The sequence below is a fragment of the Prolixibacteraceae bacterium genome (assembly GCA_019856515.1).
GTDB lineage: Bacteria > Bacteroidota > Bacteroidia > Bacteroidales > Prolixibacteraceae > Halosquirtibacter > Halosquirtibacter xylanolyticus.
Genome location: CP082230.1, coordinates 2626459 through 2646949, shown reverse-complemented (window position 1 = coordinate 2646949; position 20491 = coordinate 2626459). Strand labels below are relative to the sequence as shown.

Sequence of the window (20491 nt, the reverse complement as noted above, 5' to 3'; positions counted from 1 at the left end):
TTAATGTAGATGTAAGAAATACATTTTTTCGAACATTTCCAATGTTTTCTCCTATATTTAAGTAAAACTTTTTGACTGAAATTGTTTCATTTGTATTGAATAAGAATGCTATGAAGGTAGCAAGAAGATAAGTTATTAACCACTGACGGTAATGTCAGTTTTATGATATTGTATATGGCAAAAGTGCGAGTGCAAGATATTGCCGAGGCGTTAGGAATAGCATCTTCTACCGTGTCGCGAGCATTAAATAATCATCCTAAGATTAGTGATAAAACAAAGAAGAAAATTGTAGATAAAGCCCATGAGTTAGGCTATTTTGATAGTGAAGTACAGTCTTTATCTGCATTTCCATATAAGACAACTGCAGTTCTTTATCCTGTTTCGGCTGGCGATGTGATTCAAGATGCTGTAGAGATGATCTCCATAGCAGAGCAAAAGGGCTATGCCGTTGCACTCTTTCCGATTTCTACTCCCTCTTATATCACGGTGTTGAGTAAATTATTGGTTGAGAAACAGTATCATAGTGTGATCTTTTTCTTTCCAACTACCGAGGCGGTAGTGTATCTCAAGCAATTGGAAGCAAAAGGAATACGTGTGGTAGTTGTGAATCCTGTAGGACAAAAAAGTGATCTTCCTACTTTGTATATTGACATCTATAAGGCAGCTTATGAAGCCTTTCAGCATCTTGTGTTGATGGCCGGTACAAATATTGCAATGGTTGGTACGCCAAAGCTACCTATGTTACATCGAGAGATAGAGAGGGCATATATAGATGTATTACACCGTAATGGTGTTGCTTATAATCCTGAGTGTATCTATGATGACTCGGGTGATCTAGAGGATCTGCATCGTTGGGTTTTTTCTCTATTAGACTTTCGTAGAGACATTTCGGGGCTTTTCACTGCTTCCCACCATCATATGCTTCAGGTTGTCTCCTCATTAAGAGAGTTGGGACGAAAGATACCGCGTGATGTGAAGGTCATATCGCTCTCTTATAGTGATTTCCCTAATTTTATTTCTCCAAAGGTAACTTCCCTTAATTTTAATATTATAGATATTATGACAAAGTGTTTCGAAATTTTGGATCATAAAAATGTAAGTGACTGTAGTATAGATGATAAGTGTGTGGAATCTTCGTTTATTTTGAGAAAGTCAACATTGTAAGTGCAATAAATTGCATTGATATACGTATTTGTTGTCGAAAAAAACATTTGATTAATTTTAATATTATACTCTTGGTTATTAGGTTTTTATCTCTTTTGTTTTTCTGTTTTAACGAAGTGTTTGTGTTTTTTTATGCTTCAGCCATTTTTTTTTATTTTGATCTGTCCTACTTTTGTAATGTAATCAATATGTAATTAGTGCAATTTATTGCATTGTGCATTTGAGTAGAGCAGAAATAATTAAAAAGATATATCTTCTAAAATAGAATTAGATATGAGAGAAATTAACCAACTCAAGCAAAAATATCAGAATGTTGTAACTTCTGTATTTGAGAATAAAAGTTTAGGATCGGTAGCAGTAGCTAAGCGTATTGCAAACTTAATTCGTAAGAAGGCTACCCAAGAGAAGCCATTCGTTTTGGGATTGGCAACAGGATCTACACCTCTAGGTGTATATGCTGAATTAGTTCGTATGCACAAGGAAGAGGGACTTAGCTTTGAGAATGTTGTTACATTCAATTTGGATGAGTACTTACCGATGGCGCCAGCTGATAAGAATAGCTATGTGCGTTTTATGCATGAGAATCTTTTCGATCATATCGATATTAAGTCGGAGAACGTACACATTCCTGATGGAAGTTTAGGAGAAGATGAAGTGGTAGATTTTTGTCGTGAATATGAAGCTAAAATTGCTTCTTTCGGAGGATTAGATCTACAAATTCTAGGAATTGGTCGTACTGGTCACATTGGATTCAATGAGCCAGGATCAGGTCTTTACTCATTGACTCGTAGAGTTAAATTGGACCCAATCACGATCAAAGATGCTGCTAAAGATTTTGGTGGTGAAGCCGGTGTTCCTAAAGAGGCTGTTACAATGGGAGTAAGTACTATTCTAAATGCTAAGCGTGTTGTATTGATGGCTTGGGGTGAGAATAAAGCTGCGATTGTAAAGAGATCAATTGAGGATGAGGTGACAGATTTAATTCCAGCAACTTATCTACAGTATCACTCAAATGTTCAATATGTTTTGGATAATGAGGCAGCAACAGATTTGGCTACTACAGAGATTCCATGGTTATTTGGAGATATCGAGTGGACAGACAGAATGATTCGTAAGGCAGTAACATGGTTGGCACTACAAGTGAAAAAGCCTGTGTTGAAACTTACAGATGAAGATTACATAAAATATGGAATGCGTGACCTATTAGAGGCATGTAGTAATTCATATAACATAAATATTAAGGTCTTTAACGACCTACAGCATACGATTACAGGATGGCCAGGTGGAAAGCCTAATGCTGATGATTCTCATCGCCCAGCACCATCTGAACCAGCACGTAAGAGAGTGGTTGTTTTCTCTCCTCACCCTGATGATGATGTGATTTCTATGGGAGGAACATTTATCCGTTTGGCTTCTCAAGGTCACGATGTAAATGTTGCATACCATGTATCAGGTAATATCGCGGTATCGGATGAGGATGTACTTCGTTATGCTAAGTTTATTAAGATGTTTAATGGTGCTTTTGGTGGTGGAGAATCTATCGCAGAAGATAAGTTAGCTAAGATTGTTGAGATCATCAAGAATCGTAAGCCAGAAGATCTTGATTCACCAGAAGCATTAGAGATTAAAGGATTGATTCGTCGCTTGGAAGCACTAAACGCAGATGAGTTTGTAGGTGTTCCAGAGAATAAGGTGACTTTCTTAGACATGCCTTTCTATAAGACAGGTACTGTGAAAAAGAAGCCATTGTCGCAAGCTGATATTGATGTGATTGTAAATTACCTACAAGAGGTGAAGCCTCATCAGATTTATGCTGCCGCTGACTTGGCTGATCCACACGGAACTCATGGGGTTTGTTTTGATGCTTTAATTGGTGCATTGAAGCAACTTGAAGGAGAAGCGTGGTTAGAAGATTGTGTTCTTTGGGGATATCGTGGAGCATGGGCAGAGTGGAATATTGCTGATGTAGATATGGCAGTTCCTTTGAGTCCTTGTGAAATGGATGGTAAGATCAAAGCGATCTACTGTCACGGATCTCAGAAAGATAACGTACTATTCCCAGGTGAAGATAAGCGTGAATTCTGGGAAAGAGCACGTGATCGTAATAATGCTACAGCTAAGTTGTATGACCAACTAGGTTTGGCAGAGTATGAGGCGATGGAAGTATTCGCTAAATATGATTTTAGAAAGTAATTTTAGGTTAAGTAAACATATTTCGTTTTTGTGATTTAAGGAGATCGTTCTCAGTTTTGAGAATGGTCTCCTTTCTCGTTTTAACTAAATTGGTATGCTCTTTGTTGGGGAGTGAAATGTCAATTATATATTTAGATAGACGATATCTTCATGTTAGATGTTGTTTATGTGTTGTGAATGCATTTCATCGTAGGTAAAAACGACACTACTATTTTTTGCCTTGTTTACACAAGATCTCTTCGTAAGTTTCTATTGTTCGTTTTAAAATATAGTTGATATAATAAATTGAATACGAACTCTGTATTTCCTTGTTTTTAGTCCTGTGGAGGGCTAAAATGGAGTGTATGGTACAATTGGCTTATTTTTCTGTTTTTGTTTCTCTAAGGGGGTTGTTTCGCCATGATGGAGGTTTCTCTTGTCGTGATATGTGTATATCTGCATAGAAATAGTAGTTCTATGAGAAATTATTGCTATCTTAAGAGATATCCTTATGAAACGTAAATTTACATGTGAACACACAGGGCGTTCTTGTTATTGACTGAAAATGAGTTGTATAATAAAATGTGGTTTTGCTGCGTTTTACTATCGTTAAAGAAACGTTCCTATTAAAAAAGATCCATAGAATGAAACGATGTATCACTTTATTTGTATTTCTTTTTACCATGTTTGGAGCCTTCTCGATCTACGCACAGTCTGGATTACGGATGGTGACTGTAGAGCAGAGAAAGCCATCGAAATTACCAACTGTGAGAGAGGCAGATGTGATTTGGAAAAAGACTTTATGGCGAATTATAGATTTAAGAGAAAGAATGAATCAGAATCTATATTTTCCAACCCAGCCTATCGATACAAGAAAAAATTTAGTCTCGTGTCTTATTGAGGGGATTCAGAATGGTGAATATCTTGGATTTAAGCCAGGGGAGTCTCCAGGTGACTTTAGTGAGCCTATGACGTGGGGTGAGTTGGTGAGTAGTATGCAGCCTGGTTTTGCGAATACGATGAGTCCAGATAGTATTCCAGATGATTATAATTATCAAGATAATCTAGACTTTACTTTGGTAAAACAGATCATGGTAAAGGAGGTTTGGTTTTTTAATAAACAGAGTTCGATAATGGAAGTTCGTATCGAGGCTTTGTGTCCTATTTTGATCTATCCAAAAGATCCTCTCTATCCAAATCAGAATTTATTAAAGAAGTTGACTTTTTGGGTTGAATACCCTGAGACGCGAAATCTTCTATGCCAAAGAATGGTTTTTAATCCCTATAATGAAGCTAGAAGTATGAGCTTTGATGATGTGTTCATTAATCGAAGGTTTGATGCCTATATTATTGGAGAGGCCAATCAGTATGATAATAGATTTATTATTCAGTATGCAAAAGGAGAGTATGCATTAAAAGAGGCTAAGCGAATCGAAAATGAGATATTTAATTGGGAGCAGGATGTTTGGGAGTATTAGTACTTCTGGGTATAATGCCAAAAAAGCCGAAAACAAAACAATGTTTTCGGCTTTTTAAGTGAGCGAAAAACGAGACTTGAACTCGCGACCCCAACCTTGGCAAGGTTGTGCTCTACCAACTGAGCTATTTTCGCATAAAATAAGGATAACTCTCTATTAACACGAAAGCTATCTTATACAGAAATTGTAATTAAAAAAGCAGTACTCGAAGCGGGACTTGAACCCGCACGATCGCGATGATCATTGGATTTTAAGTCCAACGTGTCTACCAATTCCACCATTCGAGCGTAATACTTTTAAAGAGCGAAAAACGAGACTTGAACTCGCGACCCCAACCTTGGCAAGGTTGTGCTCTACCAACTGAGCTATTTTCGCATTATTATTTCAGTGTTTTAAAGAACGTCTTTCTCTTGAAAGGCGTTGCAAATATATATCATATTTCCTTTCCGCCAAAGGTTGAGAGCAAAAAAAATAAGGACTATCTCGAATTTAATTTGAGTAGTCCTTATGATTCTATTCATTATCAAAAAAATAGGATGTACTATAAACCTGAAATTTTTTTTATTTCATCGAGCTTGTTTAGTGCCTCCATGGGAGTAAGATTGTTGATATCGGTGTTTTTTATTTGTTCTCGTATCTGTTCGAGGACAGGGTCGTCTAGTTGAAAAATGCTTAATTGGTAGTCTCCTTCCATATTTGAAGGCACAGAAGAGGTTGTTTTTTCATTTGAAACATCTTCCTTGGTTTTACTCTCAAGCTGAACTAATATTTTATTTGCTCTATCGACAACCGTTTTAGGCATTCCAGCTAATTTGGCTACATGGATACCAAAGCTGTGGTTTGAACCACCTCTTTCGAGTTTACGTAGAAAGATAATTTGGTTGCCTGATTCTTTGATAGAGACATTGTAGTTTTTGATTCTCTCAAAACTAGTTTCCATCTCGTTTAATTCGTGATAGTGTGTCGCAAAAAGTGTTTTGGCTCTAATATCTTTCATTTGGTGGATATACTCCACAATAGACCATGCAATGGAAATACCATCGTAGGTACTTGTACCACGCCCTAGTTCATCAAATAGGATGAGACTACGTTGTGATATATTGTTCAAAATGCTAGCTGCCTCATTCATCTCTACCATGAATGTTGATTCTCCCATAGAGATGTTGTCAGAAGCGCCCACTCGGGTAAATATTTTGTCTACGACCCCTATCTTAGCTTCCGATGCAGGGACAAAACACCCGACTTGTGCCATTAGTGTGATTAATGCTGTTTGACGCAATAGTGCTGACTTACCCGACATGTTAGGTCCTGTAATCATCATAATTTGTTGCGCGTTATTATCGAGACGTATATTGTTTGTTATATAGCTCTCTCCAATAGGTAACTGTTGTTCAATCACAGGGTGTCTTCCCTCTTTGATATCGATAATCAGAGTGTCGTTTACTTCTGGGCAGTTATATTCATTTTCGGTTGAAACCTTAGCAAATGAGCTTAAACAGTCGATACAGGATAGAATATTGGCATTAAGCTGAATGGCTTGAATATATTCAGAAAGGGCAAATATAAGTTTGTTGTAAAGTGTTAGTTCTAGATGAGCAATTTTCTCTTCTGCACCAAGAATTTTTGACTCATACTCTTTAAGCTCTTCTGTGATATATCTTTCAGCACTAACGAGTGTCTGTTTTCGTATCCATGTTTCTGGTACTTTATCTTTGTGGGTATTACGTACCTCAATATAGTACCCGAAGACGTTGTTGAATCCAATCTTTAATGATGGAATTCCAGTCTCTTCGCTTTCGCGTTGTTGTAGGCGTTGCAAGTAATCTTTACCAGAGAATGCAATGCTTCTTAGTTCATCTAACTCATCAGAGATGCCATCTGCAATAACACTTCCTTTGTTTAGAAGGACAGGTGGTTCCGCTACAATCTCTTTAGAGATACGTTCTTTAATCGCAGTACATGGATTAAGCTGATCGGCATAGGACTGAAGCGTTTCGTTTCCTGATGCCTTACAATAAGCAATAATTGGCTCTATGGCTTCAAGAGCATTTTTCAGTTGGACCACCTCACGAGGGTTGATTCTCCCAACAGCTACTTTCGATATAATACGCTCAAGATCGGCAATCTTTCTAAGCTCATAGTCGATCTCATCTTGTAGTCCATCATTGGAATACATCTCTTTCACCACTTCAAGACGATGGTTTATTGCTTCTACATTTTTAAGAGGTAGCGCTACCCATCGGCGCATCATCCTTGCCCCCATTGGAGTAATGGTTTTATCGAGGATGTGAATAAGTGTTTTTGCTCCTTCGTGAAGAGAGCCAAACAACTCTAGGTTGTGGATTGTGAATTTATCGAGCCATACATATTTATCTTCTTCAATTCGAGCGATAGAGGAGATGTGTTGTACTTGATGGTGTTGGGTCAAATCAAGATAACATAGGATGGCTCCAGCAGCAATAATACCTGTATGAAGTGTATCTATACCAAATCCTTTGAGGTTATTGGTTTGAAAATGCTTTGTGAGTTTCTCTAAAGAGTTATCATAGTTGTAGACCCAATCGTCAAGACCATAAGTGTAGAATGCGTCAGCTCCAACATCTTTAAGCATCTCTTTCGCCTCTTTGGGGAAAAGAATCTCTTTAGGTTTGAAAGAGCTGATAAGTTTGTCGATATAGCTTTTATCGCCTTCAGCGGCAAGGAACTCTCCTGTGGATATATCTAAGAAGGATACCCCAATACTTTGTCTGGTAAAATAGAGGGATGCTAGGAAGTTATTTTCCTTATGGTTCAGAACATTGTCGTCAATAGAAACTCCTGGAGTAACCAGTTCGGTAATTCCTCTCTTAACAATCTTCTTTGTTGTTTTAGGATCTTCAAGTTGTTCACAAATCGCAACACGTTGTCCTGCACGAACTAACTTTGGAAGATAGACATCTAGTGAGTGGTGTGGGAAGCCTGCAAGTTCCACGAAGCTTGCTGCTCCATTGGCTCTTTTGGTTAATGTGATCCCAAGTATAGATGCCCCTTTAATCGCATCTTCTCCAAAAGTTTCATAAAAGTCACCTACTCTGAAAAGGAGTATTGCATCAGGATGTTTGGCCTTGATGGAATAGTACTGTTTCATCAAAGGCGTTTCGACATATTTTTTTTGTTTTGCCAACGTCTCTTAATTTTAAAAATCTTACCTTAGAACAAAGATATAAATGTTATAGGAATATTACCGTTCGAGGTTTGTTCTCAGGCTAGTTTAGAGAGAAAAATGTTGATAAATAACTGTTAATAGAGGGGTATAAATATTAACATAACGAATAAAGTGCGATTTTTATTTATATTCGTGTAATAATATATGCTAAATTTATTAATTTCATTGCTTTAATAATAAAAAGTGCATCCAAACATGATCTTTGGGTGTTGATTATTGAATCATATTTTATGGTTTAAAGCTCTTATAATCATATCGTTTGCAAGAGATGAAGATGAATCAACAAGTATTATACCTAGCCTATCGTTCTATAGTTTGGACTAAATGGATTTAGTTAGATCAGTTAATCTCCAGTCCATAAATAGATGGATTATTTGGAGTAATAGTTAAGAAAACATGCAAAAGAAAAAAATTACCGTTACCGAAGAGACTCATTTTACCATATATCAACGAATGGTACGTGCACGTTTATTACCTACAAAGAAGCAAATGATGCAAGTAGGGTATGATGTAAAGAAATTGCATACAGAGAAGTTTCCGGATGTCTCATTCACATATCAAAAAGAGGAGCAGGAGTTACCTGATCAAAAGAATACACGATTCTTTGAGGTAAGGTGGTATTCAAAAGAGAATAGAGATTTTGTAAAAGAGATCGATGCTATTCTTAAAGCAGTAGACTGTCCTAAGAAGAAGAGAGAACGTAAGAAGACTTATGTCTCGACAAGAGATGCAAACGTAAAAGAGAGAAGGACCTTCTAATCTCAAGATTGTCCTTCTTTATGACGCCGTGGTTGAATAACTGAAGCTTTGGTTTAGCTCAACTCCTTTTTATAATCCACAGAATCAACTAAGTTGTAGATCACTTGTTGTATCTGTGGCCTCAGGTTGAGTTCGTAAAGAATCTTATCCTTGCGCGTTGGGTATACGCGATTGGAAAAGAATATAAAAAGTAATTTGCCTTTGGGATCAGCCCATGCAAATGTTCCAGTAAAGCCACCATGTCCATAGCTTTGGTTTGAACATCCATACGCAGGGTAACATTCGTCAATACTTTTGTCGGAATTATCTATCAGTGGTTTGTCGAATGATAATCCTCTACGGTTTTCATTTTCAGGAAATTGACATCTAGTAAACTCTTTTATTGTAGAAGGCTCGATAAATTTCTTGTCTCCATATGTCCCCTCGTTTAAGAACATTTGGAATATCTTGGCACAGTCTACGATATCTCCAAATAGACCTGCATTACCTGAGACTCCTCCCATTAATGCGGCTCCTTCATCGTGTACATATCCAACAATAAGACGTTTTCTAAAGAATTGATCGTTCTCTGTAGGAACATACCTATTATGGGCAAAATATTTATAAGGGTTATAGGTAACAGTGGTTGCACCTAGAGGCCTATAGATGGAGTCTCTTAGATATTTCTCATAGCTTTGATGTGTCACTAGCTCAATCATACGAGGGAATGTGAAAAATGCCAAACCTGAATAGGTGTATTTTTTATGACCTAGGAGTTTTGATTGAGTGATTTCTGAGAATATGGTGTCTTTGAAACTATTCTTAATGTATAGGTTGGGTGAGACTTTCAAGTTGAAGTGCTTTGACTTCTTATGATGAATTATAGATTTCTTATACCTCCCATTTCTGTCCAATGTATTACTCCAAAGTGGAAGATATGGTTTCAGTTGGGCTTGATGTGCTAAGATGTCTCGTAAAGAAATTTCTTCTTTATTTGAGTTCTGCCACATAGGCCAATATGTTGCATATGGAACATCTAGAGATATGACATTCTTCTCATACAGTTGCATAATTGGAATGGTAGGTCCTGCCACTTTCGTGATGGAAGCCCAGTCATAAATATCATCTTTTTTTACTGCAAATTGTTTCTTGTAAGTGTGATATCCATAGGTTTTGTGAAAAATGATCTTATTGTTCTTCGCAATAAGAATTTGACATCCAGGATATGCTTTCTCTGTCATACCTAAATGTGCGAGTGAATCAATTCTAGATTGTAGTTTGTCAGAATCGATCTGTTCATACTCTGGGGTGTTAAATCCCAATCTTCCCATATCATCTCTTACGAGTCCATAGCCTATGGGATACTCATTAGAGAGTGATTTTGCAAGTATTCCATCAATTCTGTTCGCTCCCATAATTGACTGGGCAGTAGTGTTTTGTGCCAAGGTGGTGGTTGAGGGTGCAATGATCACACCTTTTACTTTATTAATATTAAAGTCTGTAGAGAGAAGAGAGGCTCCACGAAACCATACTAGTTGTACTTGTTTGTGGTGTAGTATTTTGTTTAATAGGATGATGTTTTTTGAACTGAACACCATGTTCTTTCCAATGGATAAAAAGACTTGTGTATTGGTGGGAAGGTGTTTTAAAAACTCATCGACCTCCTTAGACTCTATTTTATCATCTATTTTAAATTCTTCAATATGAGTATATGATTTTAACCTCTCTGTAAAAGATTCTAATGAATCTATCTCAAACGAAATTGAGGTAAAGTGAGTTGATCCTAAATTATTTGTAGGGATGTTATTGCTTTCATCTTTTAAGAGCACAATGCTTTTTTGATAGAAGTGTTGGGCAAAAACATCTTGTATTTTGTCGAGTCTATTCTTCGGAATGGTATTGCCTGATTTACTCCATTTATATAGCTCGAACATATTTTTCTGAGTTGCAGATAAGCTCGATGTAGACTCCGCAACTTTAAATAGACGTTGGGTTACTTTGCCAACGATTTTCCATTGATTCGGTTTAATTAGAACCATTTCATTGCCATCCATGATAGACTCTAGTGCAAGATGTTTTTGTAGCGATCTTGAGTTGATACTCGCAATATCATTTAAATCCATAAAGCTATATGTGCTAAAGTGGATTGGATCGTGAAGAAGAGATTGGATTGTCTTTTGTTGTGTTTTACTATTTTTATAGTTATAGTATGTTCCCTTCCATCTATTTTGCTCCTTGGGATGGTGTATCTCTTTGTATCTTTTTTCAAGCAGGCTTAGGTTGCTCTCTTTGTTTATATGAAATGTTTCTGTCACCTCTTTAATACCTACGATGTGTGAATTGTGTAGTCCTTCCCAAAATAGGATCTCTTTATGAAGAGTTGCTAAGTGGGGCTTTGAGATATTCGGAGATGCCAATAGTTGTTGAGCGTTTTGATGATGAGAGAGGGCTCTAGATATATACATGTTTGCACCTATCTGCTGAAGGTATTGCCCTTGGAGTGAACCATAGTAGTAGGCAATAGAGTCTTCTACGATGTTATTGATGTTTTCAGAAGATAACTTGACAAGGGGTTGGTTTGGGTTCTCAAGCACCGCAATAAAAATGGGATGTGAGATTCGTTTATGTATCTGCTCTATCTTTTTTGATAGAGCATCGATATGATTCTCTCCTAATAGTACTCCTCCAATCTTGTATTTGCTGACAATAGATAACCCTTGTTGAAATAGTGTGTCTGTTGACATGTCTAGCATAAATACATTCTCAACAGGGTTGTTGTTTTGCTCTTTGGTAATTGACATAGATGCCTTCTCTTTCTCAGTGGATGCTGTTAATGGCTTCGAGAGCGAAAACGAGAGAAGGAGTAATGTGATGATATATGGAAAAATATGTGTGTTCATCGTTTATAGGATTTAATGTATTAACTTAACCATGACGAGATAAGAAATGTTTCTTCATGTGCGTTAATATATGTTGTTGTGTGTTTGCAATTGGTCTTCCAAATTTTGTTAATTAATAAGATAAAAACAAGTTAAAAATATGATTGTAGGAATAAAAAATAATAACCGATATGTGGTTCCGTTGGTAATTTGTTTTATGTTCTTCATTTCCTCCTGTCAAGGGCGTGATAAAGAAGGGATATACGTTGGAGCGGAACGTTTCGGGAGGTATGTTGATGCACTGCAGAATCAGCGTGTAGCTATGGTCGTTAATCATACTTCATATGTTAAAGAGAAACATCTCGTTGATCTTTTACAAGAGAAGGGGATAAAGATAAAGCGTATTTTTGCTCCAGAGCATGGGTTTAGAGGCGATCATAGTGATGGTGCTAAGATAAAGGATGGAGTGGACTTAAGAAGTGGAGTTGAGATTTTCTCTTTATATGGGAAATATAGAAAACCGACGAAATCATCAATGAAAGATATTGATGTTTGTATTTTTGATATTCAAGATGTTGGTTGTCGATTCTATACCTATATCTCCACCCTATTTTATGTGATGGAGGCTTGTGCTGAGAATAATGTGAAGTGTATCGTACTAGATAGACCCAACCCAAATGGAGATTATGTGGATGGGCCTGTTCTGGATATGAAATATCGTTCATTTGTAGGTATTGCGCCTATTCCAGTAGTTCATGGCTGTACTGTTGGTGAGCTGGCACGAATGTATAAAGGAGAAAAGTGGTTTAACTTATCAGAGAAGCTCGATTTAGAAGTCATCCCCTGTTTAAATTATACGCATAGTCTGAAATATATTCCACCTATTGCACCGTCACCTAACCTACCAAACTATAAAGCGATAAGGATGTACCCATCTCTATGTTTCTTTGAAGCTACAACAGTTAGTATTGGTCGTGGAACTGATTTTCCGTTTCAAGTGATTGGTTATCCAAACAAGAATTATGGCTCATATGCGTTTACTCCTGTTTCGACTCCTCATGTGTCAAAATATCCAAAACAAGAGGGGAAACGATGTTTTGGAGAGAAGATTCGTGATGAACAACCATATGATCATTTTACGTTCTCCTATTTTTATCAATGGTCACAAAAGTTTTCAACAGTAGATGATTTTGTGGATAGACCTAAATGGCTAGACTTACTTGTCGGGGATAACTGGGTGAGGGTGGCTCTACAAAATAAGTTGCCAATTGATGAATGGAAAAAGAAATATAGTTCGGGTTTATCTCGTTATAAGAAGGTAAGAGATAAATATTTGTTATATCCAGAAAAGTAGGAGTCTAATATTGTGTATTATTTAAAGCGTATTTTTATCGTATGTTTGGTGGTTGGCATTGCAGCTTTGTCTTCGTGTAAAATGAATGATGAAGTTGGGTTTAGTCAAGGTGAAATGAGGTTCTCTAATGATACTATTTCTGTGGACACGCTATTTGCTGAACGCGCCTCCAAAGTGTATACTCTAAAGGTTTATAACCCTTCGGAAAGAAATCTTCTTTTGCATCAAGTAAAGCTGATTGGAGGAGAAGCATCCCCATTTCATATTAATGTGGATGGGGGTAATGGGAATGAATTTCAGGATATATCTATTCTTCCTAAGGATAGCCTATTTATTTTTATTAGAGCCAACTTTGTTGCAAGTAAAGGATCAAAACCTATTCTCAAAGAAGATGGGATTCAATTTATGTCGGATGCCGGAAGTGCGAAGGTGGTTTTACAAGGGTGGAATCAAAATATTCAGTCGATGCCTACTTTTGAGAATCGTGTGACAAGGTTGAACTCAGATATGCCTTATTTAATAAGAAATCAAGTATCTGTTCCTTTAGGAAAAGAGTTGGTAATACCTGAGGATGTGAGATTATATTTCGATCTGAATACAGGTATTGATGTGGAAGGGTGTTTGAAGATCGAGGGGAGTTCTTCTCATCTTGTGAAGCTATATAGCTCTAATGTTGATACAAACTATATTTCGGTACCTAATCAATGGGAAGGTATTCATTTTAAATCGACAAGTGTAGATAATAAAATATCATGGTGTGAAGTGGGGAATGCAAAGAGTGGCTTTATTTTTGATGAGAATAGTTCAGCTATGATAGACCATGCAGTGTCAAAGAATATGACTTGGGCTGGGATTCATGCAAAGAATGCAACTTTAGATGTGAGAAACAGTTTGATTGCTGATGTACGTTATTATGCCGTTTTATTAGAGGGTGGAGGAAGCTATACGTTTGATTTTTGTACTGTAGCAAATTATAAGAGCTATGGTTTCAATGGGTTTAGAACAGACCCTTCGTTGGTGATTACCGATCAGCTTGATGCTGAGAGTGACCTTGGTGGTGTCGATTTTGAACATATTGTATGGACTAATTCAGTTATAGATGGTCCTTTTATGAATGAGGTGGAGATAAGAAGTAGCCCATCAGGAAAGGCCTCTGTTCGTTTTGAACATTGTTTATTACAGACTAATTTTAAATTATTAGGCTTAGAGAATGAACAAATTAGTGGCTCCGTTGTAAGTGATAGAAAAACATTTGAGGATACAAGTGAACCAAATTATCATCTATCGGAGGGCTCTCTTGCTAGAGGTCTGGGCAAATATCAAGTTCCAAACATCTTGGTGGATCTTGACGGTATTGTTCGAGGTCAGAATGGTATTTATGATGTGGGTTGTTATCGTTGGATGGCACCACCTAAAAAAGAAGATTAGCTGGTTTTGTTTTACTTTAATCTGTATGGTGGTTCCCTTTTGGGGTGTAGCTCAGGAGTCTGATCCTTTTTTACTACGAGTTGTTTCATATAATGTGGAGAACCTTTTTGATCCAGAGGATGATGCAAACACTTTGGATGATGAATTTACCATGTCTCATTACAGAAGGTGGTCTTATACTAAATATTACCATAAGATAGATCAGATCGCGAAGGTTTTAGTTGCTGTTTTCCCTCATGCTTACCCCGATATTATATGTCTTTCGGAGGTTGAAAATAAGAAGGTCTTAAAAGATCTCATTTACCATCCACTGTTAAAAGGAGCACGATATGAAATAGTACATCGTGATGGTCCTGATCCTAGAGGTATTGATGTAGCTATCCTATACCGAAAAACTGATATATGGCTTGATTCTCTTGCGTTTGTTACTATCGTATCTGAAAGGAGGGCATATCGAGAAGTGGTTCACCCTATTTTCACTTGGCATCACTTTACATTTCATCTATGGGCTACCCACCTGCCATCAAACTATTCAGGTGTTCGTAAGTCACAAAAAGAGAGGAAAGAGTGTGTAACATTTTTATCCTCATTGATGCTTCAGTATCAAGATTCGTTATGCCATATATGGCTAGGAGATTTTAATATGGAGCCCGAAAGTAGGAATGTTACCTATGTTAAAAATAGCCTGTCATCTAAAGGTGTTCTTGAATCTTTGGTGAAGAGAGATAAGACACACCCAGGCTCTCTTCGTTATCATGAGCGGTGGTATCTTTATGATTTAATCTTTTTGTGGAAGCGCCTGCCTGATAGAATTAGTGTGGAAGATAGTGGTATTTTTAATCCACCGTTTGTTCTTACATCAGAGACTAAATATGGAGGGGTAAAACCTTTTAGGACCTATATAGGGTATAGATATCAGAAAGGTGGTTTTAGTGACCACCTTCCTGTATATGTAACGTTTCGATATACTCCTTAATTTGTATGTTCTTTGGGCTCAGTAAAAGTGAGTCCCAATTCAATCCCCTTTTTCTTCATGAATTCAAAGGCCTCTTCAAAGTTGTTACGAATTTCACCATCTAAAATAGCATCCTTTATTGCTACTTTGATCATTCCAATCTCTTTGGATGGTTTTAATTGGAAACACTCCATGATAAGTTCTCCTGAAACAGGTGGTTGAAAGTTTCGAATGGCATCGCGCTCTTCAAGTTCCTTAAGTTTCTCACGAACGATGGTGAAGTTTTTAAGGTATTTTGTTACTTTCTCTGGGTTTTTAGAGGTAATATCAGCTTCGCATAATGTCATGAGTTCATCCACATCGTCTCCAGCATCAAACAGTAGTCTACGAACAGCAGAGTCCGTTACAATCTCTTCAGAAAGAATGATAGGACGCATATGAAGAAATACCATTTTCTGAACATACTTCATCTTGTCGTTCAGCGGAAGTTTTAAATGTTTAAAGATGGCTGGAACCATTTTACTTCCTACATGATTATGTGCATGAAATGTCCATCCAAACTTTGGATGAAAACGTTTGGTCTTAGGTTTGCCAATATCATGAAGTATTGCAGACCAACGTAACCATAGGTTATCAGTATGGGCACAAATGTTATCAAGCACCGCAAGAGTATGAAAGAAATTATCCTTATGTCCGATACCATTTCTCACTTCTCGTCCTTTCATCTCCTGAAGTTCGGGAAAAATAAGAGCTAATAGACCTGTCGATTCCAATAGCTTAAAGCCTACGGATGGTTTTGGTGACAGGATGATCTTATTCATTTCGTCCATGATACGTTCACCTGATACAATTTCGATACGTGAAGCATTGTCAGCAATGGCTTGGAGCGTATGCTCTTCAATATCGAAATTCAATTGGGTTGCGAATCGAATTGCTCGCATCATTCGTAATGGATCATCAGAAAATGTTATCCCAGGTTCTAAAGGGGTGATGATGCGTTGGTCTTCCATGTCCTCTAAGCCACCAAAAGGATCGACTAGCTCTCCAAAAGTCTCTTTGTTTAGAGAGAGAGCAAGTGCATTGATGGTAAAGTCTCTTCTCTTTTGATCGTCTTCTAAAGTCCCATCCTCTACTATCGGGTTACGTGAATGTCTTTGATATGACTCTTTTCTTGCTCCAACAAATTCCACTTCGTTTTCGCGAATGCGAATCATGGCAGTTCCATAACTTTTAAAGACATTAACTTTAACCTTAGGTCCAAATTTCTTTGCAACTTCTTGTGCCAATTCAATACCACTTCCTACGGTAACTACATCGATATCTTTAGATGGTCTATGTAAAATAAGGTCTCTTACGTACCCTCCAATAACATAAGTCTCTAATCCTCTTTTATCGGCGACTTCTGAAATAGCATGAAATATATGATGGTCTAAATATGATTTTAGATTCATTGTTTATTATTAATTGATGAGGAAGCAGATGCTTCTAATTCTTTGCAAAGTTATAAATAATCATTCAATCCTAAAGTATAACTTAAAACATACCCTGTTGGTTTATATTTTGAATTAATTATTTGATAGGTTTTACTTTGAAACTTCTTTCAAGAGGGCATGCTCTCTCCATACATCTTGAAGGTGTTCATTGTTGTAAGTAATGATGGTTGATACATGCAAGTTATGGGTTCTTGAAGACATTCAATAATGAATTGTCGTTAAAACAGATAACGGAAAGTGGATTGACATAGGTTTCCTTCGTAGTTTGTTGATACTTCAAGGATACTTCAAAGATACTTGCTTCATCAAAAATGTTAAATAGATGAATATTCTATGGTGATAATATCATAAGACTATTTTTTATTCTACTGTCAATCAATAGTTGGATATATTCATGAACCTATCTACACTCTCAAGCTATTTGGGAGAGCGATACCTCTTTATTACTTAATTCAATAGATGTTTAAAAAAACTCAAGCTCTTCTATCTTGAGTTAAAATATATGTGTCAATATTGTCATCAAATACTTAGTTGATATAATACCCCTCTTATATGAAAAAAGATGACCTTACTTCTAAAGTCATCTTTATCTCATACTCTGTTTCATCTCATTTTAGAACAGGTACAGTATTTTTTCAAGTCCAATGCCTCTTGATCCTTTAATTAGAACTAATGCCTCTTTGATTTCGTCTTTCTGAAGTTGTTGGATTAATTCGTCTGTGTTGAGGAATGTATTTGCATTAGGAGCAATTTTAGAGAATATTTCACCTACTAATATGCACTCCTTTAGAGAGCCTTCTTTAAGTAGTTCAATTAGTTTTAGATGCTCTTGTTCTGAAACATCACCTAACTCTAACATATCCCCTAAAATGACAATTTTATTGGGGTGTTTAAGCTTTAGGAAGTTCTTGATGGCTTCCTGCATACTTGACGGGTTTGCATTGTAGGTATCTACAATGAGATCATTATATTGTCGTCGCGTATATTGTGATCGTAAGTTCGTTGGTATATATCCCTCAATAGCTTCTTTTATTCTTAATGGTTCAACATTAAAATACTTTCCTATTGAGATTGCTGCCGCAAGATTAGAACAGTTATATGTTCCGACCAAATTGGTTAATATATATAAAAACCCTTTAGGGAATTTCGCTTTTAGACGAATCAGAATGCTATTATCACTCTCTTCCTTGATATAGGTGTCTGCATTAGAATTTCCTTCGGTACTGTAGCTGATCGTTGAGACATCCTTAGGAAGAAGATTTTTCAGAAGTGTATCTTCATAATGAATAAATAATTTCCCACCTCTGTTTGCTACACAATGGTATAATTCTGCTTTGGTTTTTTGAATCATCTCAAATGATCCAAAACCTTCTAGATGGGCTTTCCCGACATTGGTAATAATACCATAGTTAGGTTCTGCAATGGAGCACAAGAATCCAATCTCTTTGGGATGATTTGCTCCCATTTCAATAATGGCTATCTCATCTTCAGGCTTAATAGTAAGAAGAGAGAGAGGTACTCCAATATGGTTATTAAGATTTCCTTCCGTTGCGATTGTTTTAAAAGTCGTTTTTAAAACAGCAAAGATAAGTTCTTTGGTGGTTGTTTTTCCATTTGTCCCTGTGATACCTATAATCTTAGCTTGACTGGATCTCCTATGATAGTTTGCTAGCTTTTGGAGTGTCGTTAATACATCATCGACCAAAAGGTATTTATCATCTTCTTTTCCATATTCAGGGTTGTCATAAACCACAAATGAAGCACCTCTACGGATTGCTTCATCGATATATTTATTTCCATCAAAGTTACTCCCTTTCAATGCAAAGAAGATACTTTGAGAAATAATCTTTCTAGTATCTGTGGAAATTATTGGATGAGCTAGAAAGATTTCATGTAATGCTTTAACGGTAACCATAATCTTTATCATAAAAAAAGACTCCCGAAGAAGGAGCCTTTATATAATCATTGTATCTCTTAATTATCGATGTTATCGGGATCCCCTAAATGTGTCATAGCACATCTGAATCCGACATCATCTGCTTTTGAATTTTCATTCATATAACGTCGTGATCCTGGTGATAACCAATAAGGGCGATCTTTCCAGCTTCCACCTTTGTATACACGCACGTGATCGTCAATACGAGGTTTAACACTACCTGCATCATCACCAATGTACATTTTATCTGTACCTTGTTTCACATTTTCATCTAATGTCCAATCATCTCCAAGAATGATACGTGACTGGTAATCACCATCATTGAAGTTTACATAGTTTGCAACGGTGTCACGAACAAGTCTACCATGCTCATCACGTTGAAGATTGCCGTCTGCATCTTTACGATATTGAGTGTAAACATTTCCGCGGATAGGTTGGAATTCAGAAACATCCATAGATGATGAAGGGCGATATACATCGTAAACCCACTCATTAACATTTCCTGCCATTCCGTATAACCCTAAGTCGTTAGATCCAACTTGTGTAACTGGTCCCGTGATATCAAAACCATCATTAAGATGTCCTGCAAGTCCCATTAAGTCACCACGTGAACGTGTGAAGTTGGCACGCATCTTACCCCTTTGTTTTTTATCTGAATAACGTAAATGGTGTCCATTCCAAGGGTAAATTCGTCTTTCTGTAAGAAGTTCTCCTGTAGTGTTTCCTTGCAATCCTAGAGCTGCATATTCCCACTCCGCTTCAGTTGGAAGGCGGTATCGTGGTAGAAGTATACCATCTGAAGGTTTTACCCTACGATCTCCACCTTCTTGTGTGAGGTTTTCAATAGGATTCTCTCCTTTCACCCCATCGTAAAGACCTGCAAAATATGTCTCTGTGGTGAAAATATTCTCTCCTTGTTGGGCTGCATCATGTGCAAGAATTCCATTCTCAATAAGAATTTGCTCATTTACACGATCAGTACGCCATTTACAATATTCTGAAGCTTGTACCCAATCTACTCCAACTACCGGATAGTCACTAAAAGCTGGGTGACGAAGGTAATTTTCAAGGTAAGGTTCATTGTAACTTAGCTCTTCTCTCCAAACTAAAGTGTCTGGCAGCGCTTTGTTATATGCTTCTTGATCATCTGGATAGACACGACGTATCCAGTGTAGATATTCACGCCAGTCCACGTTTCGAACTTCAGATTCGTCCATGTAGAATGATGCGACGGTTACACGTTTAGGTGTATTGTTCCAATTGAACATTACATCCTGCTCAACGCGCCCCATAGTAAAAGTTCCTCCTTGAACATATACTAATCCTGGGCCTGTAGCTTGTTCGTAACCTGACTGGTATTCGAAGCCACCATTATCGGGATTGTTATATTCCCATCCCGTTGTTGTTGACATCTCACCAGTACCACCGCTTTTTTTCTTAAAGAGGCTACATGATGACATGATTGTCAACAACCCTACAAATATTAGGATTCTTTTGATACTCATAATTGATGTGGATTTATTCACTTTTCCTTTTCGACATTCACAAATATAACTAAAATTGAATACACTATATTGTTAATGAGCTACAAGAATTTGATTTTTGTAACTTTTATTAAATGTAAGGCGTTGAGTAATAATTTACAAAACATAAGTACAATGTACTAAAGTTTCCTTTTTTGTTCAATAA

Annotated in this window: 12 protein-coding genes and 3 tRNA genes; 7 read left to right on the top strand and 8 right to left on the bottom strand. The window is 37.0% G+C overall.

The window, feature by feature from the left end; genetic code table 11:
• Positions 1–174: 174 nt before the first annotated feature.
• The 3 genes from K5X82_09470 (at position 175) to gldN (ending at position 4814) form a co-directional block, all read left to right on the top strand.
• Positions 175–1164, top strand: coding sequence for a LacI family transcriptional regulator (locus K5X82_09470; protein ID QZT35561.1), 990 nt, complete (start codon positions 175–177; stop codon positions 1162–1164).
• Positions 1165–1437: 273 nt separating this feature from the next.
• Positions 1438–3357: a glucosamine-6-phosphate deaminase gene (nagB, locus tag K5X82_09465; protein ID QZT35560.1), complete on the top strand. Its 1920-nt coding sequence runs from the start codon at positions 1438–1440 to the stop codon at positions 3355–3357.
• Between the two features lie 623 nt (positions 3358–3980).
• A complete protein-coding gene (gene gldN / locus K5X82_09460; GenBank protein ID QZT35559.1) occupies positions 3981–4814 on the top strand; it encodes a gliding motility protein GldN in 834 nt (277 codons plus the stop codon).
• A 61-nt stretch (positions 4815–4875) separates the two neighbouring features.
• On the opposite strand, the gene K5X82_09455 is transcribed toward gldN, so the two are convergent.
• From K5X82_09455 to mutS, 4 genes are all read right to left on the bottom strand, one after another.
• A tRNA-Gly gene (locus K5X82_09455) sits at positions 4876–4948 on the bottom strand.
• Between the two features lie 68 nt (positions 4949–5016).
• A tRNA-Leu gene (locus tag K5X82_09450) sits at positions 5017–5101 on the bottom strand.
• A 15-nt stretch (positions 5102–5116) separates the two neighbouring features.
• A tRNA-Gly gene (locus K5X82_09445) sits at positions 5117–5189 on the bottom strand.
• Between the two features lie 166 nt (positions 5190–5355).
• Positions 5356–7977 (bottom strand): DNA mismatch repair protein MutS, encoded by a 2622-nt coding sequence (gene mutS / locus K5X82_09440; GenBank protein QZT35558.1) that lies wholly within the window; start codon positions 7975–7977, stop codon positions 5356–5358.
• Between the two features lie 438 nt (positions 7978–8415).
• Between mutS and K5X82_09435 the strand changes: the two genes are divergently transcribed.
• Positions 8416–8778 carry a hypothetical protein gene (locus K5X82_09435; protein QZT35557.1) on the top strand — a complete coding sequence of 121 codons (363 nt, stop codon included), beginning with the start codon at positions 8416–8418 and terminating at the stop codon, positions 8776–8778.
• 53 nt (positions 8779–8831) lie between these two features.
• Here the strand turns inward: K5X82_09435 and K5X82_09430 are convergent, their stop codons facing one another.
• Positions 8832–11657, bottom strand: coding sequence for a serine hydrolase (locus K5X82_09430; GenBank protein ID QZT35556.1), 2826 nt, complete (start codon positions 11655–11657; stop codon positions 8832–8834).
• Between the two features lie 139 nt (positions 11658–11796).
• On the opposite strand from K5X82_09430, the gene K5X82_09425 reads away from it, so the two are divergent.
• Genes K5X82_09425 through K5X82_09415 form a run of 3 tightly spaced genes read left to right on the top strand, consistent with a single transcriptional unit; the run spans position 11797 to position 15394 of the window.
• Positions 11797–12990 (top strand): DUF1343 domain-containing protein, encoded by a 1194-nt coding sequence (locus K5X82_09425; GenBank protein QZT35555.1) that lies wholly within the window; start codon positions 11797–11799, stop codon positions 12988–12990.
• 12 nt (positions 12991–13002) lie between these two features.
• Positions 13003–14418, top strand: coding sequence for a hypothetical protein (locus K5X82_09420; protein QZT35554.1), 1416 nt, complete (start codon positions 13003–13005; stop codon positions 14416–14418).
• A complete protein-coding gene (locus K5X82_09415; protein ID QZT35553.1) occupies positions 14369–15394 on the top strand; it encodes a hypothetical protein in 1026 nt (341 codons plus the stop codon). Before K5X82_09420 ends, K5X82_09415 begins: the two co-directional genes overlap by 50 nt.
• Here the strand turns inward: K5X82_09415 and K5X82_09410 are convergent.
• The 3 genes from K5X82_09410 to K5X82_09400 all read right to left on the bottom strand — a co-directional run bounded on the left by K5X82_09410 (position 15391) and on the right by K5X82_09400 (position 20262).
• Complete coding sequence (locus K5X82_09410) at positions 15391–16824, bottom strand: CCA tRNA nucleotidyltransferase (protein ID QZT35552.1); 1434 nt, start codon at positions 16822–16824, stop codon at positions 15391–15393. The genes K5X82_09415 and K5X82_09410 overlap by 4 nt on opposite strands.
• A gap of 655 nt (positions 16825–17479) precedes the next feature.
• The gene (locus tag K5X82_09405; protein ID QZT35551.1) at positions 17480–18781 is read right to left on the bottom strand and encodes a UDP-N-acetylmuramoyl-tripeptide--D-alanyl-D-alanine ligase; all 1302 of its coding nucleotides are present in this window, start codon (positions 18779–18781) and stop codon (positions 17480–17482) included.
• Between the two features lie 59 nt (positions 18782–18840).
• The gene (locus tag K5X82_09400; GenBank protein QZT39109.1) at positions 18841–20262 is read right to left on the bottom strand and encodes an SUMF1/EgtB/PvdO family nonheme iron enzyme; all 1422 of its coding nucleotides are present in this window, start codon (positions 20260–20262) and stop codon (positions 18841–18843) included.
• Positions 20263–20491 lie beyond the last annotated feature (229 nt).

What these genes read in the sequence shown, in the direction of transcription:
- K5X82_09470 (QZT35561.1), top strand. Translation starts at nt 175, where the DNA reads ATGGCAAAAGTGCGAGTGCAAGATATTGCCGAGGCGTTAGGAATAGCA.
- nagB (QZT35560.1), top strand. Translation starts at nt 1,438, where the DNA reads ATGAGAGAAATTAACCAACTCAAGCAAAAATATCAGAATGTTGTAACT.
- gldN (QZT35559.1), top strand. Translation starts at nt 3,981, where the DNA reads ATGAAACGATGTATCACTTTATTTGTATTTCTTTTTACCATGTTTGGA.
- K5X82_09435 (QZT35557.1), top strand. Translation starts at nt 8,416, where the DNA reads ATGCAAAAGAAAAAAATTACCGTTACCGAAGAGACTCATTTTACCATA.
- K5X82_09430 (QZT35556.1), bottom strand. Translation starts at nt 11,657, where the DNA reads ATGAACACACATATTTTTCCATATATCATCACATTACTCCTTCTCTCG.
- K5X82_09425 (QZT35555.1), top strand. Translation starts at nt 11,797, where the DNA reads ATGATTGTAGGAATAAAAAATAATAACCGATATGTGGTTCCGTTGGTA.
- K5X82_09415 (QZT35553.1), top strand. Translation starts at nt 14,369, where the DNA reads ATGATGTGGGTTGTTATCGTTGGATGGCACCACCTAAAAAAGAAGATT.
- K5X82_09410 (QZT35552.1), bottom strand. Translation starts at nt 16,824, where the DNA reads ATGAATCTAAAATCATATTTAGACCATCATATATTTCATGCTATTTCA.
- K5X82_09405 (QZT35551.1), bottom strand. Translation starts at nt 18,781, where the DNA reads ATGGTTACCGTTAAAGCATTACATGAAATCTTTCTAGCTCATCCAATA.
- K5X82_09400 (QZT39109.1), bottom strand. Translation starts at nt 20,262, where the DNA reads ATGTCATCATGTAGCCTCTTTAAGAAAAAAAGCGGTGGTACTGGTGAG.